General features: G+C 44.4%; 17 protein-coding genes, 1 tRNA gene and 1 pseudogene. 12 read left to right on the top strand and 7 right to left on the bottom strand.

Annotation, left to right across the window (positions count from 1 at the left end; all coding sequences use genetic code 11):
• Positions 1-4: 4 nt before the first annotated feature.
• Positions 5-460, bottom strand: a complete 456-nt coding sequence (locus tag H6F74_RS30450; protein ID WP_190439198.1) for a pentapeptide repeat-containing protein — start codon at positions 458-460, stop codon at positions 5-7.
• Positions 461-777: 317 nt separating this feature from the next.
• Here H6F74_RS30450 and H6F74_RS08720 point away from each other — a divergent pair, with 317 nt between their 5' ends.
• Positions 778-1,275 (top strand): DUF393 domain-containing protein, encoded by a 498-nt coding sequence (locus H6F74_RS08720; protein WP_190439195.1) that lies wholly within the window; start codon positions 778-780, stop codon positions 1,273-1,275.
• A 195-nt stretch (positions 1,276-1,470) separates the two neighbouring features.
• Entirely contained in the window at positions 1,471-1,683 is a 213-nt protein-coding gene (locus tag H6F74_RS08715; RefSeq protein WP_190439192.1) for a hypothetical protein, read from the top strand.
• A 217-nt stretch (positions 1,684-1,900) separates the two neighbouring features.
• Here the strand turns inward: H6F74_RS08715 and H6F74_RS08710 are convergent, their stop codons facing one another.
• From H6F74_RS08710 to H6F74_RS08700, 3 genes are all read right to left on the bottom strand, one after another.
• Positions 1,901-2,506: a Uma2 family endonuclease gene (locus tag H6F74_RS08710; protein ID WP_190439190.1), complete on the bottom strand. Its 606-nt coding sequence runs from the start codon at positions 2,504-2,506 to the stop codon at positions 1,901-1,903.
• A 497-nt stretch (positions 2,507-3,003) separates the two neighbouring features.
• Positions 3,004-3,831, bottom strand: a complete 828-nt coding sequence (locus H6F74_RS08705; protein ID WP_190439187.1) for a hypothetical protein — start codon at positions 3,829-3,831, stop codon at positions 3,004-3,006.
• Between the two features lie 672 nt (positions 3,832-4,503).
• A tRNA-Val gene (locus tag H6F74_RS08700) sits at positions 4,504-4,577 on the bottom strand.
• A gap of 206 nt (positions 4,578-4,783) precedes the next feature.
• Between H6F74_RS08700 and H6F74_RS08695 the strand changes: the two genes are divergently transcribed.
• From H6F74_RS08695 to H6F74_RS08680, 4 genes are read left to right on the top strand one after another with little or no spacing between them, the layout of a single operon-like run.
• The gene (locus tag H6F74_RS08695; protein ID WP_190421326.1) at positions 4,784-5,287 is read left to right on the top strand and encodes a DNA recombination-mediator protein A; all 504 of its coding nucleotides are present in this window, start codon (positions 4,784-4,786) and stop codon (positions 5,285-5,287) included.
• A 31-nt stretch (positions 5,288-5,318) separates the two neighbouring features.
• Positions 5,319-5,735 (top strand): MAPEG family protein, encoded by a 417-nt coding sequence (locus H6F74_RS08690; RefSeq protein WP_190439272.1) that lies wholly within the window; start codon positions 5,319-5,321, stop codon positions 5,733-5,735.
• Positions 5,736-5,757: 22 nt separating this feature from the next.
• Complete coding sequence (locus H6F74_RS08685; RefSeq protein WP_190421322.1) at positions 5,758-6,249, top strand: YajQ family cyclic di-GMP-binding protein; 492 nt, start codon at positions 5,758-5,760, stop codon at positions 6,247-6,249.
• A 31-nt stretch (positions 6,250-6,280) separates the two neighbouring features.
• Positions 6,281-6,751: a DUF202 domain-containing protein gene (locus H6F74_RS08680; RefSeq protein ID WP_190439186.1), complete on the top strand. Its 471-nt coding sequence runs from the start codon at positions 6,281-6,283 to the stop codon at positions 6,749-6,751.
• Between the two features lie 51 nt (positions 6,752-6,802).
• Here the strand turns inward: H6F74_RS08680 and hemL are convergent, their stop codons facing one another.
• On the bottom strand, positions 6,803-8,104 hold the full coding sequence (hemL, locus tag H6F74_RS08675) for a glutamate-1-semialdehyde 2,1-aminomutase (RefSeq protein ID WP_190439183.1): 1,302 nt from the start codon (positions 8,102-8,104) through the stop codon (positions 6,803-6,805).
• A 426-nt stretch (positions 8,105-8,530) separates the two neighbouring features.
• On the opposite strand from hemL, the gene hisIE reads away from it, so the two are divergent.
• Positions 8,531-9,178: a bifunctional phosphoribosyl-AMP cyclohydrolase/phosphoribosyl-ATP diphosphatase HisIE gene (hisIE, locus tag H6F74_RS08670; protein ID WP_190439181.1), complete on the top strand. Its 648-nt coding sequence runs from the start codon at positions 8,531-8,533 to the stop codon at positions 9,176-9,178.
• A 27-nt stretch (positions 9,179-9,205) separates the two neighbouring features.
• Here hisIE and H6F74_RS08665 read toward each other — a convergent pair whose 3' ends face one another.
• Positions 9,206-10,471, bottom strand: a complete 1,266-nt coding sequence (locus H6F74_RS08665) for an MFS transporter (protein WP_190439178.1) — start codon at positions 10,469-10,471, stop codon at positions 9,206-9,208.
• Between the two features lie 254 nt (positions 10,472-10,725).
• Between H6F74_RS08665 and H6F74_RS08660 the strand changes: the two genes are divergently transcribed.
• From H6F74_RS08660 to H6F74_RS08645, 4 genes are all read left to right on the top strand, one after another.
• Positions 10,726-10,905, top strand: a complete 180-nt coding sequence (locus tag H6F74_RS08660; RefSeq protein ID WP_190439176.1) for a chlorophyll a/b-binding protein — start codon at positions 10,726-10,728, stop codon at positions 10,903-10,905.
• Between the two features lie 192 nt (positions 10,906-11,097).
• Positions 11,098-11,847, top strand: coding sequence for a sucrose-phosphate phosphatase (locus tag H6F74_RS08655; RefSeq protein WP_190439269.1), 750 nt, complete (start codon positions 11,098-11,100; stop codon positions 11,845-11,847).
• A gap of 150 nt (positions 11,848-11,997) precedes the next feature.
• Entirely contained in the window at positions 11,998-12,621 is a 624-nt protein-coding gene (gene ruvA / locus H6F74_RS08650) for a Holliday junction branch migration protein RuvA (protein WP_190439175.1), read from the top strand.
• Positions 12,622-12,899: 278 nt separating this feature from the next.
• A complete protein-coding gene (locus H6F74_RS08645; protein WP_190439172.1) occupies positions 12,900-14,552 on the top strand; it encodes an alpha-amylase family glycosyl hydrolase in 1,653 nt (550 codons plus the stop codon).
• Between the two features lie 127 nt (positions 14,553-14,679).
• Here H6F74_RS08645 and H6F74_RS08640 read toward each other — a convergent pair whose 3' ends face one another.
• On the bottom strand, positions 14,680-14,913 hold the full coding sequence (locus H6F74_RS08640; protein WP_190439158.1) for a hypothetical protein: 234 nt from the start codon (positions 14,911-14,913) through the stop codon (positions 14,680-14,682).
• 484 nt (positions 14,914-15,397) lie between these two features.
• Here H6F74_RS08640 and H6F74_RS08635 point away from each other — a divergent pair.
• Positions 15,398-16,033, top strand: a pseudogene (locus H6F74_RS08635) (alpha-amylase family glycosyl hydrolase); the annotation flags it as partial.
• Positions 16,034-16,056 lie beyond the last annotated feature (23 nt).

The following is a 16,056-nucleotide window of genomic DNA, read 5'->3' as shown; positions in this document are numbered from 1 at the left end:
CAACCTAGTCCCAAGGTTGCATATCTGCATCTTCTCCACCAATGCCAATACCTGTGTTAAATATTTCGGCATCAGTAATGATCAGCCCATCCATCGATGCGCCATAGACATTAGCGTCATAAATCTTGGCGTTGGTAAAATTAACTTGGTTGAGATTTGCTCGTTGAAAATTGGCATTGGTTACAAAAGCTAAGGTTAAATTAGCTCCTGTTAAGTTTGCGTGAGTCAGGTCAGCGCCTTCGAGGTTGGCGTCCGTAAGGTTTGCCCCTTGCAAATTCGCTTCTCTCAAGTCAGCACCAAGCAAATGTGCGCCACGGAGGTCTGCCCCTGATAAATCGCACCGAAAACATTGCCCAGTGGACAATAGCTGCTTTACATGAAGCGGATTCTCAGCTTGAACTGGGTTAGTGAAAAATAGGGGAGTGAATAAGGCGCATATTGCTAAAAGCTTGAGTTTCATGATTTTCCCCTTTATAACAAAGGTTGGTTCCGTTTTCTTCCTCACACTTCTCTATTATCTCACTAAGCTGCTTGAAGAATTGATCTATCCCACAGGCAAGTAGCGATCGCAAACATACCATTTAATTGATTAGGTGCTGTTTGGCTGCACGATTGGGATTACTGTAGCGTCTGTTAGAACCTGGTGATCGCGTTACTGGCACACACAAGCCTCAGCAAGCGACAATTAGGGCAGCAAACCAGATGACACCTAAAAATGTTAAGTTTCTTAAAATAGTAGAATCCTCGCTTGAGGAATAAGCTAATTGAGAAGTACCTATGTCGTTGAATACCCAGTTTCCCGAATCGGCGGAAGTCGCTACTAAACCTGAGTCATGGCAGATCGAACTACTGTATGACGGTGAATGTCCATTATGTCTGCGAGAGGTCAACTTCTTGAAGAGACGGGATGCAGGTCGAGGGTTGGTGGCGTTTGTGGACATCGCAGGCGATCGCTATATCCCAGAAGCGCATGGCGGTGTTGACTTTGAAACGGCGATGGGGCGAATCCATGCCGTGCTTCCTGATGGTACGGTGATCAAGAATGTAGAAGTTTTTCGTCGCGTCTACGAGATTCTGGGGATGGGGTGGATTTATGCGGTGACTAAGTTACCGATTATCGGTTCAGTCGTGGATTGGCTGTATGGAATTTGGGCTGACTGGCGACTCGCCCTCACTGGACGACCCGATTTGGCGACAATTGTAAGCGATCGCCAGAAGCGCATTCAGTGCGAGACGCAGGGGCGTTGTCGGCTAAATGATGATAATCAATCTTAAAATCGTGGATTTTATTAACCTCCAATTCTCTACGTAGGGGCATCGCAGTGCCATGCCCTTACAGAAAGCGAATTTTATAAGTTATTTAATCCACATTCCTTAGCCAATAAGAATAACCTAACTAAAGGAAGTCAACTATAGGAATGGGGTCAAGCTAACCTAAAAATAGACTACTTTCGCTAGTAGGGAAAAAAAATGCAAGACTCAGCATATACTCTTTTCATTATCTTTGGTTGTATCTGGATACTAATGGGAGCAGCAGCAGTAGTCGCAGTCCTCAAATCCGATAACCAAGAACTTCAATTTGGCAAATGGGGACTGATAGTGACTCTCCCGATTGTTATCCCATTTACCCTGGCTCTGCTCTATCAAGTAGCAAGACCATTTATTCTGAAATACCTTTTTTGAAAATTTGGGCTAAATCATAACATCAATCTTTTGTTAACTGGAAAAGTTGGGAGGGAATGAATAAGCGATCGCCAGAAGCGCATTGAGTGCGAGTCGCCGGGGCGCTGTCGGCTAAATGATGAGGAAGCTCGACCTCAATTAAAATAAGACGACTGGATCGGAATCTTAATTAGAGTAAAACGCTTTTTAAGATAATTAAGATTGACCGCCTGAATACTTACCCACCATTAAAAATTTGCTGTGCAGTCAACTTTAACTCTGGGAATATTACCGATTCAACCCTTTCATCTTCCCTAAATAACCTAATTTGATACTCACCATCTACTAACTGGCAAACGGACAAAGTAGGCTGCTTAGGGGAACCAATATAACGCTTACCCCCTAAACCCAAATAATCGACAATCCAGTATTCAGCAATGCCTAATGCTTCATAATCAATCATTTTGTGTGCATAATCATCACGCCAATTTGTACTGACAACTTCAATCACTAGAGGAATGGATGTTCCTTGAGTAATTGTTGAAGATTTTGCCCATAAAGGCTCTAGGGACAAAGCATCACGGTTAACTGCTAAAACATCAGGCAAATAACCCGTTTCTTGATCGGGAGATTTAACGAGGGCATTCTTGAGGAATCGATAGGGAAGTTGCAGCCTCCGAGTTTCTAGGATCAGTTCTGTCTGCAAAAAATCAACAACTTCTTCATGTTTTCCTGTGGTCTGCATTTCAACAATAAATCCGTTATGTAATTCATACCGTCCGTTTGCTGGTTTCCATTCTAGAAACTCATCAAAATTCATTAACTTGGATATTGCTTGAGTCATGGTAAAATCTCCAATGCTTTACATTACCTTAATAGGATTCGATTAACTTTTCTTGTATCTGGATACTAATGGGAGCCGAAGCTCTTGATTGCACTCCTCAAATCCGATAATCAAGAACTTCAATTTGGCAAATGGGGACTAATAGTGACTCTCCCGATCGTTATCCCATTTACCCTGGCTCTGCTCTATCAAGTAGCAAGACCATTTATTCTGAAATACCTTTTTTGAAAATTTGGGCTAAATCATAACATCAATCTTTTGGTAATGGTGAAGCTCTATCTAATGGCTTGTCAATCGCATTCAGCAATTACAGCAGCAGATTGAGACGTCCGTCTCTTTAGAAAGCGTCCAGAACCAACTCACCGTTGTAATACCGAAAAGCAACTGGGGCCACCCAACGCTGCGGTTAAGCAGCGACAAATAACTTTCCTATCTACATCAGCAGCTTTCGCAGTTCGCTCCAACCCAATTATTAGACCTCTGCACTTGAAGGTGCATTAACAATCATCTTTTTTTATTGGTACACCGTCTGATCTCAAAATATACAGCAACTTAAGCTGCGTGAACTCATAACTGAAAACGACACGGCACACATCTAAATCATCTATTGGTAAACTCGAAAGCATTGTATCTAGCATGGACGGAACAAAATCAAAGAATCCACTCAAATCATTCTGAGATGGGTTGGTGATAACTACATTTACCTCAATTGTCCTGCCAGTATGACTCTTGACAAAAATCTGAAATTGAAGCAAATTTTCCTTTTGCTTTAAGGATTTTTTCTCAAATATCTTTTTCAGTTTCAGCTTTAGTTTTTCGTATAAATCCTCACCTAATTTAGAGAAGAAGCCATTGGCTATTCCTTGGAGAGTGAACACCCCAAAGCCAATTATGAGTAAAGATATAGGATCTACAGAGTCTTCACGATACACTTGATCTGGATCTCCACCTCCAAGCGCTCGCAACTCTTGATATAAATCCGCTACATCTTCATCTTCTTCAAAAGTTTGATTACCAAGGACTTGAAATTTATCTACCTCCTGAACACGAATCTTTACGCACTTCCCGTTTTCTGAAGGCAAATCAAAATTGGCAGATCCATCAAAGATTTCTGCTTCGCCTTCAAGTAAATGAGTTCCATCATCAAGTACTACCACTTCAGCAGAAATCACCCGTCCAATAGGAGGTTTACGAATATCATGCCCGATCGTCAGTGGGATATATTCCTGATTGCGTTGCTTTGCGGATTCTACAATTACTTCAGGTGGAGTTAGTACTTGGTCAATGACTCCTGACTGCGCCATCACTATCTTAACTTTTCGCATATTGGACTCTAATCGTAGATATTCAACCTAAATACACATTCAGGGTAGCCTATTTCACCAAGGCTGGGAGGTCTAACTATTGATTAAGTCGCGCCTAGCTGTCTAACACCCCTATTAGGGATATTACACTGCACCTTTGCGGTTTAATCTCATCTTCGGTTTCAACGATCATCTCAACTAGGAGTGGGTAGAAACTCTTATTTAACCTCTCCTGCTTTGAGGCAGGAGAGGTTAAAGTTTTAACGACCAGCCAGGGTTGGGTTGAAATAAGCAGTGCGATTTGAGATAGTATAACAACAGTGGGTTGAGAGCGAGTCCAATTGTGTCCTTACTAGCTACTTCTTAAGCCGAAGCAGTTAATCTAGGCTAAAACAGGTACAAGAGATTTCTCTAATTAGTTGAATGATTCACAGTTTCTATTTGACACTAATTTGTTAAAAGTGACAAATAATTAGTTAATGTCCAAAAGCGCACTTCCTGCACACTATCTAGATAGTCCCTGCAACAATGACATTGATTTGTCACTACTACCTCAGCAACATTAATTTGTCTTCAGCGACACATAATTCGTCACTTCGTCATGACGACAACAATCTGTCACCGATGACAATGAATTAGTCACTGTACAAATAAGCGATCGCTACTAACGCTGTTAAATTTGAACGAAATTAATGGACACAACTGGACTCGAACCAGTGACCCCCACGATGTCAACGTGGTGCTCTAACCAACTGAGCTATGCGTCCGTCCGACGATTTATCAATATAACACAGGCTTTAGTAAATGTGCAAGGGGAATGGAAAAAGTTAGGAGTGAGGACTTGTTAATTCAAAACTCATAACTCATAACTCCCGCCTCCTAACTTTTTAATTAGCAACAAAACCGCTGAAAGGGAATCGCAACAGTTACTAGGTCTGTTAAAATCTTATGGTCGTTCAGCTAGAAATCGTCTTTGAGCCAATCTATAGACCTACCCAAGGTCGATGCCTTAGCGCAAGAACTTGCGACAATCCAACAAACGGGTGCCAAGCGGATTGCTTTGTTGGGGTCGCGTCATGTTCCCATCACTCACCAGCATCTGATTGAGATGATGAGTTATGCCCTGGTTTTATCCGGCAATCGTCTACTCACTTCCGGTGCTACGGGAACTAATTTAGCCGCCATACGCGGTGCCATGCGTGCCGATGCTAGCCTGCTGACGGTGATTTTGCCCCAAAGTTTGGAACGTCAGCCACGGGAATCGCGGGAACAGCTAGAACAGGTGATGCACTTGGTAGAAAGTCCCGAAAATGACAATCTATCCCTCGCTGAAGCTAGCGCCTTGTGCAATCAAGAGATTGTTTCCCGGTGTCAGCAACTCATCTGTTTTGCGTTTCACGACAGCCACACCCTGCTAAAAACTTGTCAGGATGCGGAAGATCAACGCAAATTGGTGACTTTGTTCTACTTTGATTAAGAGGACGGGTCGCTCTCGTCTCGACAACCAAATGATAAATGTCCCCGTATCAACTGTTTTGTTGGACTGCATTGCCGCAGCCGCAGTCCTGATTTATCTACCATTTTTGGTGGTAGGCTACGCCCGTGCTAGCGTGGGGTATGACACGGCGGCACCCCGCGCCATGTTTGACAAACTGCCTCCCTATGGACAAAGAGCCACCTGGGCGCATCAGAACTCCTTTGAAGCGTTTATGATATTCGCGGCGGCTTCCCTGATGGCTTATGTGGCGGGGGTGGATTCGTCACTGGCAGCATGGGCAGCGATCGCTCATCTTGTGGCGAGGTTGTTATACTCTGTTTTTTATATACTGAATGTTCCGTTAGCGCGAAGTCTCATGTTCGCCATCGGCTCCCTATCCAGTGGTACCCTCATTGTATTAAGCCTGCTGCAAGCCAATAGCAATTAACAATTAACAAACAACTTTTTTTATGGCTGCAACATACTCTTTTGATATTGTCAGCGATTTCGATCGGCAAGAATTAGTTAATGCCGTAGATCAAACCGAACGGGAAATCAAAAGTCGCTTTGACCTTAAAGACACTCAAACAACCATAGAGTTAGGCGAAGAGGCAATTACAGTTAATACCGACAGCGAATTTACTTTGGATGCGGTTCACACAATTTTGCAAACCAAAGCAGCCAAGCGTAATCTGAGCTTGAAAATATTTGATTACGGCAAAGTTGAATCAGCCAGTGGTAATCGCGTTCGCCAGGAAATTAAGCTGCGTAAGGGCATCAGCCAGGAAATCGCCAAACAAATTACCAAATTGATTCGAGACGAATTTAAAAAAATTCAAGGCTCCATTCAAGGCGATTCCGTGCGGGTTTCGGCGAAATCTAAAGATGAACTGCAACAGATAATTCAACGTTTGAAGCAGGAAGATTTGCCAGTTGCCCTACAATTTACCAACTATCGTTAGTACAATGCCCACGATACAAAAGTTGATGTAGATGTCGAATGGGCAGGAGCCGAAAATTGACCGACAACGAGAACACCAAGCCAACGAGCGTACCTTTCTGGCTTGGTTGCGAACTTCTATTGCGCTGATTGGATTTGGATTTGCGATCGCTCGTTTTGGTCTATTCCTGCGCGAACTACAATCAGCTTTTACAGGTCAAGGTGCCATCTCCGAACCCTTGATCAACTCCCAAAGCCTGGGTGTAGGGTTGGTAATTGCTGGCATTCTGATTATCCCATTATCAGCGTGGCGCTACAACCAGGTTTTTTGGCAAATTGAGCGCGGTAACTTTCAGCCTAACCGCCTGATTGTCTGGATAACGGCGGGAATTGTGATGATTGTGGGAGTCCTGAGCATTCCCTTCGTTCTGTGGCGACAACCATCCATTCCTCGTACCCCATCTCCCCGCCGCAGTGAACAACTTGAGAGACGGATTTTAATCGCAAAGGAACGCAGAGGTTAACTTTCTTTGCCTTCCTCTGCGATATCCTTTGCGTTTAAAAAGCAATCATGTCTATAGACTAGACATTACCTCACGCGCAGCTGCCAAAGTGCGGTCAATATCTTCCTCAGTGTGTGCTAAGGAAGTAAACCCAGCCTCAAACTGTGAAGGTGCTAGATAAACGCCACGCTCTAGCATCCCGCGATGGAAGCGGCTAAACTTGCTGGAATCAGACTTTTTAGCATCTTCGTAGTTGTGGACTGGCCCAGAGGTGAAGAACAAGCCAAACATCCCGCTAATTTGACCGCCACAAGCAGCATGACCAGTTTCCTGGGCAATTTGCAGTAACCCATCGCTGAGCTTTTTGGTAATCCGGTCTAGATTCTCGTAGTTACCCGGTTTTTGCAGCAACTCCAGCGTCTTGATACCAGCAGTCATTGCCAGAGGATTCCCGGAAAGGGTTCCAGCTTGATACACTGGCCCTGCTGGAGCAATCATCGACATAATATCGCGCCGTCCGCCATAGGCTCCCACTGGCAAGCCACCGCCGATAATTTTACCCAGCGTTGTCAAGTCGGGGGTGATGCCAAATTTTTCCTGTGCGCCACCGTAAGCAATCCGGAATCCGGTCATCACTTCGTCAAATACGAGTAATGCGCCATTTTCAGAAGTCAGCATTCGCAAGCCTTCCAAGAAACCAGCGTCAGGCGTAATAAAGCCAGCGTTTCCGACGACAGGCTCTAGAATCACCCCAGCAATCTCGTTGGGGTTTTCCGCAAATAAAGCTTTGACGGCTTCCAGGTCATTGTAGGGGGCGGTGAGAGTGTTGCTGGTTGCTGCCTTGGGAACGCCGGGAGAATCGGGTAAGCCAAGGGTAGCAACGCCGGAACCTGCTTTTACCAGGAACATATCGGCGTGACCGTGGTAGCAGCCTTCAAATTTAATTACCTTGTCCCGTCCGGTGAAAGCCCGCATTAGGCGCAGAACTGCCATACAAGCTTCTGTCCCAGAGTTGACAAACCGCACCATTTCAATGCTGGGTACGGCATCAATTACCATCTCTGCCAGCACGTTTTCCAGCGCTGAAGGCGCACCAAAGCTGGTGCCTTTTTCCAGCGCTTCGTGAAGGGCGCTGATAACTTCCGGATGGGCGTGTCCGCAAATCGCTGGCCCCCAGGTGCCAACGTAGTCGATGTACTGGTTGCCATCGACATCCCAAATATATGCTCCTTTTACGTGGTCAAAGACGATAGGTTGTCCTCCCACCGATTTAAACGCCCGTACAGGTGAACTAACGCCTCCTGGCATCAGATTTTGAGCGGCTGCAAATATTTCGTCTGATTTGCTAGTTTTCAAATTTGTTGAAGTAACCAATGCTATTCCTCCGTTTGATGATAAAATCTCTGCCGCTAGATAGGCGCGAGTATTGATGAAAAAGATTACGTTGTTAAATTATCCTACTGAGGGCAATACCAATTCATTTCCTAGGAAAGAATCAGGATTTAACCCTTGAGTATCGGTTCTCGCTTCTTTGAGGCAGCCTAAGACTTGTATCGGGCTGCGTTCAATGCGGTTCAATGGTACGCACAAGAGTCTAAAGCTCACGAGGTAGCTCGACGGGCGGTTAGAAGTGAATCGGCAAACCTTAACAGTACCATTGGCAAATGCCTGGAACCAATTTTTGCGCCTTCTTATTAATTTAGCCAAGAATCGGTGTAATTTCTGGGGCAGCAAAATTGTGTTGAACAGCTGACGGTTGCACAATGATATCTTGTACAAGGCGAGTCTATTATTCTGAAAATGCCAGTTGAACCTTCTGCTTTAAGTCAAGCCATCCCGGTTGATAAAATCCGCTACAACGAGCAGGGACTGGTGAGTGCGATCGCGCAAGATTATCTTGATGGCACTGTGCTAATGATGGCATGGATGAATCGGGAGTCGTTACAAAAAACTCTGGAGACGGGCGAAACATGGTATTGGAGCCGTTCTCGCGGCGAATTATGGCACAAGGGGGCAACTTCCGGTCATATTCAGAAAATACGAAGTATTCGCTATGACTGCGATAGCGATGCGCTGCTTATCAGTGTAGAACAGGTGGGAGATATTGCCTGTCACACTGGCGAACGCAGCTGTTTTCATCAAGTAGATGGCGAAAAAGTGCCGCCCCCAGCAGATACCCTTTCGGATCTGTTTGCGACTATTTGCGATCGTCGCGACAATCCAACTGAAACCTCCTACACTTGCAAGCTATTCGCTGGTGGTGATAACAAGATTTTGAAAAAAATTGGTGAGGAAGCAGCTGAAGTGGTGATGGCTTGCAAGGATGATGATAAAGAAGCGATCGCAGGTGAGGTTGCTGACTTGTTTTATCACACCTTGGTTGCTTTAGCTCATCATCAGGTTGATTTGCGAGACGTATACCGCAAATTGCAAGAACGCCGCCAATAGCTTTTTTAAACACAAAGAACCTTTGCGTTACTTTGCGCTTACCTCTGCGTTCTTTGCGTTTAAAATCCGATTCAGGTACTGCAAAATGGCAATTGTGATGGCTACACTTAACGCCAAACCCAGCCAGAAACCATGTGCCACTACGGGCGGTTGATCTAATGCCCAACCACCCAAGGGAGGGCCAATGAAATAGCCAATTGCCCAGCACAGGGAATTTATAGAGAAGTATACGCCACGCTGAGATTCAGGAGCTAAGACTGTAATTAGGGAAGACGCAGAGGGTGTGTAGGAGACGACAGCGATCGCAAACACTCCCATTGCTAAAATTGCCCACAATAGCTGGTTAGATGCGGCTACACCTGTAAACCAAATTAAGCTGAATCCCAAAGACCAAAATAAGGCGGAAATACACAAAGCGTAGGGATGGCTCAAACGTTTAAATATTCTCACAACTGGCAACTGTAAGATAATTGCTAAAGCTAGGTGCCAGGTAAATAAGGCGCTAATTGTTGTGGGTGAGAAACCTTTCCCACCTACAAGCAAGAAATTGCTGAAGTACAGGGGCATTGTGCTTTGGGTTTGAGAGATATAGGTGGTGAAAATGATATTAACTAAGCAAAAAATTAACAGACGGCGATCGCGTAGTGCGGATGTCCAACTGCTTAATGCTTGTTGTTCCTGTTCTCCTGGCTTGTAAGTTTCTGCGATCGCTACATAAATCACCCCAAAGAACACCACAAACGAAATCGCATCGATTACAAACAGCTCTCGATAAGCGGCCGTTGTGCTAATTAATACGCCCCCTAATACAATTCCTATCCCCAAGCCCAGATTATCTGCCAGCCGCGTGATTGCATAAGCTTCATTTCGTTGTTCTCCTTGGGTCAAATCTGCTACGACTGACTCAGTAGCAGGCCAGTATAAACCCATGCCCATACCCATGAGCAAGTTACCCACAACAAAAATGTAAAAATCGTTGCTAATAGCTAATACAAGTGAAGCAACCGCCGAAACCGCTGCTGAAAGTAACAGCGTGCGCCTGCGTCCCCAAAATTGCGAATCCGCAAACGAACCGCCCAAAATGCGCCCAAGTACACCAGAAATGGAGGCACTACCCAAGCCAATACCTACTTGGGTGGCGGATAGCCCCACTTGATTTACAAAAAAGATGGGCGCGTAAAACAAAGTAAAGCCAGTGCCAACTCCTGATAAAAATCGCCCAGCCGCAAGAATCCAAACTTGAGAATTTAGCTGAGGCAACCAGGAAGATGTGGGTTTGCGAAAAAATTTCATGCCCAAAAGATAAATTAATCGAGCTTATAAAAATAATCCTGTGTACAAAAGCACGTATAGCGCATCGCTTAAATTGAGGAATTGCTTAAATTGAGCAAAATTAACTTTCTGTGGGTGATAAAGATAGTTTTAACTGCTGGTGCGATCGCTTGCAGTCTCTACCCTGAGATAGAGAACACTCTCCCCGGTCAACGTTACATTTAGTTACATAAGCATATAAAGCTTAACAAAATAGCGAAACCGGAGTTTCCACCATGCAAGAGACAAAGAAAATAACACCTCCCGTGATGGATGACCGCAACGCTTGGAGATATGGCTTCAATCCTCAAGCCGAAATTTGGAACGGGCGACTAGCTATGATTGGCTTTTTAGCCGCTGCTCTTATCGAAATCTTTTCAGGTCAAGGTTTTCTGCACTTCTGGGGCTTGATCTAGAATCAATTTTGCTTAATGTCTGACATCATGTAACCTCAATTTCCAACCTGGGAGTGTTTTGAATACTTCCAGGCTTTTTTATTGTTAATTGACAAAGATGGATAGTGCGATTTTTACCGCACAGCACCATTAATAGCGCCTGCATAGGAAAATAATCCAAAAATCAAATCCGTAGCCATGAGCGATGTGAATGTGAAGCCATTTCTATTTGTGACCGATTTAGACAATACTTTAGTGGGTGATGACGACGCTCTGGCAGAATTGAACCGCCACCTGAGTAAGCATCGTAAAGAATGCGGAAGTAAGATTGTTTATGCCACGGGGCGATCGCCTGTTCTCTACCAGGAACTCGCAACTGAAAGAGAGTTAATAGAACCTGATGTTTTAGTTTTATCTGTGGGTACGGAAATTTATCATAACGGCAGCGATAAGCCAGATCCCGATTGGATAAAACGCCTTTCGCAAAATTGGGATCGCGATCGCGTCGTCGCCACCACTGCACACTTTTCTGACCTAGTTCCCCAACCACAATCAGAACAAGGCCCTTTCAAAGCTAGCTACTTCCTCAGCCCGGAAGCCGCAGTTGAAGTTCTCCCCCAGCTTGAAGATTTATTGCAACAGCGGGGGCTGGATGTCAAACTCGTGTATAGCAGCGGCAAAGACTTAGACATTCTACCTCGCTACGGTAACAAAGGAGCTGCAACAGCTTTTCTGCGGGAAAGCTTTGGAATCCCTCCGCTTCAAACCGTTGTTTGCGGTGACTCCGGCAACGATTTATCTATGTTTGAGTCAGGTGAAACACGGGGAATCATTGTCGGTAATGCTCAGCCAGAACTGCTGAAGTGGCATCAAGCCAATCCTTCTGAAAATCGCTATTTTGCTAAAGCCTATTGTGCTGGAGGTATTCTAGAAGGTCTGAAGAACTTCGGCTTTTTAGGATAAAATTCTGCAAAAAATGCCCCTCAGACTAAAGTCAGGCGCTACATAAACCAAGCCGTAGCGAGAGCAGACTGGCATCGGCTAATATTAAAAGTCCGCGCAGGCGGACTTTGTACGCGAAAGCCGCGACTTTAGTCGTCGGGATACAACCCCATGATCGCTTATCTCAAAGGAACGGTAGCTGGCATCCAGAAAAGCACCGCCAATCGCATTATTCTAATTCTGGAAGTTAATCAAATAGGATACGAACTGCAAGTCCCGCCGACCTTGGTGAATAAGTTACCAGCAGCAGGAGAAACCGTTCAAGTCTTTACGCACCAGCAAATTCGGGAAGACCAAATCACCCTGTATGGCTTTGCCTCGGCAGCGGAACGGGATTTGTTTCGCGCCCTCTTAAGCGTGAGTGGCATTGGTGCCAGAGGTGCGATCGCCCTCTTAGACACTTTGGGACTGCAAGACTTAGTGCAAGCGATTGTCAATGGCAACACTCGCGCCTTAGCCAAAACTCCCGGTATCGGTGCCAAAACCGCAGAACGTCTAGCATTGGAACTCAAAACCAAACTTGCAGAATGGCGACAATCTGCTGGTGCCGCCAGCGCCGGAGTTGGGCCTCCACCAGGAATTTTAGAAGATGTGGAGATGACACTACTTGCCTTGGGATATAGCAGCAGTGAGGTTGTGCAAGCACTTTCTGCTGTGAGTCAAGACGCGCTGCTGGCTAAAAGCCAAAATGCAGAAGATTGGATCAGACACGCGATCGCGTGGTTGAGTTTGTAACATATAACCCACTAGCCTATGCAAGCTGGCTTTCTTTATTTAGCCGCGACTTCTAGTCGTCCGGCTTTTTTTTATGGCGCGATCGCTCCTTTATTTAGCCATATTTAGCATTAATCGCCAAAATCTATCCTAAATCCCCTTTACTTTCTATTACCTCTTATTCCCTAATTATTATTCCCGATAAAGCCATTTTCTATCTCAAGATTGATTTCCAAGCAAGATGAAGACGTGGAAAATATTGTTGTAAGCAATTTTTACCAGAAATTCCAGACACTTATATGGCAACTTCCATTGAATTTAATTTATTTGCCCCCTATAACAAAGGAGCAGCTTTAATAGGTGATTTTTCTAATTGGGAAGACATCCCAATGGAAAAAGGTAAAGATGGTTATTTTCGTACCAAGGTTGAGTTAGAAGATGGAGTTTATCAATACAAATTCCGCGTCCAATCAAAATCATGGTTTTTTGAACCGGATCAATGGATAGACGTTGTTGACCCCTACGCGACAGATATAGATAACCCTACCCAAAACGGTGTTGTACGCATTAAAGATGGTGAAAGAATTGTCGATACCTACGTTTGGCAGCATGACGATAAACCACTGCCGGCGGATAAAGAATTAGTTATTTATGAACTGCACGTAGGCGATTTTTCCGGCGGGGAAGATGACAAATACGCCAGAGGCAAATATAAACACGTTGTTGAGAAGTTAGATTACCTCACCGACCTGGGAGTTAACGCCATTGAATTGATGCCAGTAAAAGAATATCCGGGAGATCATAGCTGGGGCTATAACCCCCGCTATTTTTTTGCCACAGAATCTAGCTATGGCACGACGGAAGGCTTAAAGCATCTGATTGATGAGTGTCATGCCCGTGGAATCCGCGTCATCATGGACGGGATTTATAACCACTCAGAAGCCGAAAGTCCGCTAACACAAATTGACCACGATTATTGGTATCACCACTCGCCGCGTGACCCAGATAATAACTGGGGGCCAGAGTTTAATTACGAATTTTACGACGAAAATCTCGACACCTTCCCAGCCCGAAAATTTGCTGGTGACACTATACGTTTTTGGATTGAAGAGTATCACATCGATGGGCTTCGTTTTGATGCTGCCCGACAAATTGCTAACTACGACTTTATGCACTGGGCAGTTCAAGAAGCCAAAAAAGCTGCTGGGATGAAACCGTTTTACAGCGTTGCCGAACACATTCCGGAAACTACCAGCATCACAAATGCAGATGGGCCGATGGATGGTTGCTGGCACGACAGCTTCTATCACTGCATTCTTGAGCATATCTGCGGCGACACCTTTGATTTAGAACGCCTCAAAGATGTGATTGATTGCAAACGGCAAGGCTTTATGGGTGCCACCAATGTCGTTAATTACTTAACCAATCATGACCATAATCATGTATTAGCAGAATTAGGCGATCGCGGCATTTTGGGTGAGGAAGCGTTTAAGCGGAGAAAGTTGGGATCTGTCATCAATATGACCGCAGTTGGAGTCCCTCTCCTCTGGATGGGTGAAGAGTTTGGCGAGTACAAGTACAAAACAACCGAACAAGCAAAGATTGATTGGACTCTACTAGGGCATGACGAAAATCGTGGCCTGTTTGATTTTATGAAAGGCTTAATTCATCTTCGTAAAAACAATCATGCCCTTTACACCGAGAACATTGATTTCATCCATGAAAACCCAGAAGCTAAAGTATTAGCTTACAGTCGCTGGAATGGTGAAGGTTCCCGTGTAGTTGTCGTAGCAAATTTCTCCGACAACTTCCTTGGTGGGTATCACGTCCCTAACTTCCCAGAAGCTGGAACGTGGCACGAGTGGACGGGTAATTATGATGTTGAAGCTGGGGAAGAAGGCATTACAACTGACTTGGGTTCTTACGAAGCCAAGGTGTTTGTTTGGCAGTAACCTAGCCAATTGTAAATAAGCAGCCGCCTGAAATAAGTCTTAAAAAAACTTCTGAAGGCGGCTGTTAAGATTACAATAAAAAATCTTACACTCGCTTTTTCCGTTTGGTTAAAATCAGCGGATGACTTTAAGCACTTTTCAGTTGCTGCCCCGGCATACTAGCTACTAAGTTCCATCCCGCGGACATTAATTTCTGGTATGTTGCCCAGCCCTTAGAACCTCCAGGTATTTCGTAGTCTGGTACAGAATATTCAGGAAAAGCTGTATAAGGTCGCCACGGTTGATTAGGTGCGGTTCGTAAGTGTAATATTTTCTCTCCACTCGTTCCCATTACAGGCAACCAGCACATTTGTTTCATCACAGGACACTCCTTAAGTTAAATCAGGTAAATTTTACTTTTTAAACAAGTCGCGACTGGACAATAAGTGCTGCAAAGCGGTGAGCAAGGATGATGAAACCAACACCAATGCTAAGTGTAGAGATTAGAGGAATCCATTGTAATTTATTCATAGTTCAGCTCCTTTGAGCTGAGATTGATGTCCCAATACTCTCCATTCAATCGTCAAATCACCTCTCTCTAGAGCGTTATTTATTCTCTTTGAATAGCTCTGTCTAAAGTTTTAAAAGCTTTTGTATTTATATAACACTGCGATAATAATCCAGGTACTAGATAATATTGTATTCATAATTACAATTTGCTTTAACAATAAGTATTTCTTTGGGTAGATAAGCTGAATCATTATTAAAATGTAATTTAACTTAAACAAATACTGTGACTTAAGTTAAAAAGTTTAGAAAAAGATGGCAAATTTTAATTTAACTGATTTACATCAAGAAAAGGTTACATGGCAAGCTCAATTGAATTTAACTTGTTTGCTCCTCGGAACAAAGCGATCGCTTTGATTGGTTCTTTCTCTGAATGGAAAGAAATACCGATGGAAAAAGGTGAGGATGGTTATTTTCGCACCAATGTAGAACTGGAGGATGGGGTTTATCAATATAAATTCCGCGTCCAAACCAAAAGCCCGAATTTTGAAACGGATCAATGGGTGGATGTTATAGATCCCTACGCGACAGATGTGGATGAAGGGCGAAAACAGGGAGTAGTGCGGATAAAAGATGGCAATAGGATAGTTGATACTTATGTCTGGCAAAACGACGATACACTTTTGCCTAATAATCACGAAATAGTCATCTATGAAATGCACGTTGCGGACTTTTCTGGCGGTGAGGACGATCCTCACAAGCGAGGGAAATATGTGGACGCGATCGCTAAGTTAGATTACTTTACCGAACTGGGAATAAATGCCATTGAATTAATGCCAGTGAACGAGTATCCTGGTGATTATAGCTGGGGCTATAAAGTCCGCCACTTCTTCGCTACAGAATCCAGCTATGGCTCCACAGAAGATTTGAAGCGGTTTATTGACGAGTGTCATGGTAGAGGTATTCGCGTTTTCATCGTGGCAAATTTTTCAGATAAATTTCTGTCGGGGTGTCGCCT

Source organism: Trichocoleus sp. FACHB-90 (assembly GCF_014695505.1).
In the GTDB taxonomy this organism is placed as follows: Bacteria; Cyanobacteriota; Cyanobacteriia; order Cyanobacteriales; family FACHB-T130; genus Funiculus; species Funiculus sociatus.
Note: the sequence above shows the minus strand (reverse complement) of the source record. Positions and strands in the feature narration are given on the sequence as shown.

Coding starts and splice junctions, on each gene's coding strand:
- H6F74_RS30450 (WP_190439198.1), bottom strand. CDS start 460: ATGAAACTCAAGCTTTTAGCAATATGCGCCTTATTCACTCCCCTATTT.
- H6F74_RS08720 (WP_190439195.1), top strand. CDS start 778: ATGTCGTTGAATACCCAGTTTCCCGAATCGGCGGAAGTCGCTACTAAA.
- H6F74_RS08715 (WP_190439192.1), top strand. CDS start 1,471: ATGCAAGACTCAGCATATACTCTTTTCATTATCTTTGGTTGTATCTGG.
- H6F74_RS08710 (WP_190439190.1), bottom strand. CDS start 2,506: ATGACTCAAGCAATATCCAAGTTAATGAATTTTGATGAGTTTCTAGAA.
- H6F74_RS08705 (WP_190439187.1), bottom strand. CDS start 3,831: ATGCGAAAAGTTAAGATAGTGATGGCGCAGTCAGGAGTCATTGACCAA.
- H6F74_RS08690 (WP_190439272.1), top strand. CDS start 5,319: ATGATAAATGTCCCCGTATCAACTGTTTTGTTGGACTGCATTGCCGCA.
- H6F74_RS08685 (WP_190421322.1), top strand. CDS start 5,758: ATGGCTGCAACATACTCTTTTGATATTGTCAGCGATTTCGATCGGCAA.
- H6F74_RS08680 (WP_190439186.1), top strand. CDS start 6,281: ATGTCGAATGGGCAGGAGCCGAAAATTGACCGACAACGAGAACACCAA.
- hisIE (WP_190439181.1), top strand. CDS start 8,531: ATGCCAGTTGAACCTTCTGCTTTAAGTCAAGCCATCCCGGTTGATAAA.
- H6F74_RS08665 (WP_190439178.1), bottom strand. CDS start 10,471: ATGAAATTTTTTCGCAAACCCACATCTTCCTGGTTGCCTCAGCTAAAT.
- H6F74_RS08660 (WP_190439176.1), top strand. CDS start 10,726: ATGCAAGAGACAAAGAAAATAACACCTCCCGTGATGGATGACCGCAAC.
- ruvA (WP_190439175.1), top strand. CDS start 11,998: ATGATCGCTTATCTCAAAGGAACGGTAGCTGGCATCCAGAAAAGCACC.
- H6F74_RS08645 (WP_190439172.1), top strand. CDS start 12,900: ATGGCAACTTCCATTGAATTTAATTTATTTGCCCCCTATAACAAAGGA.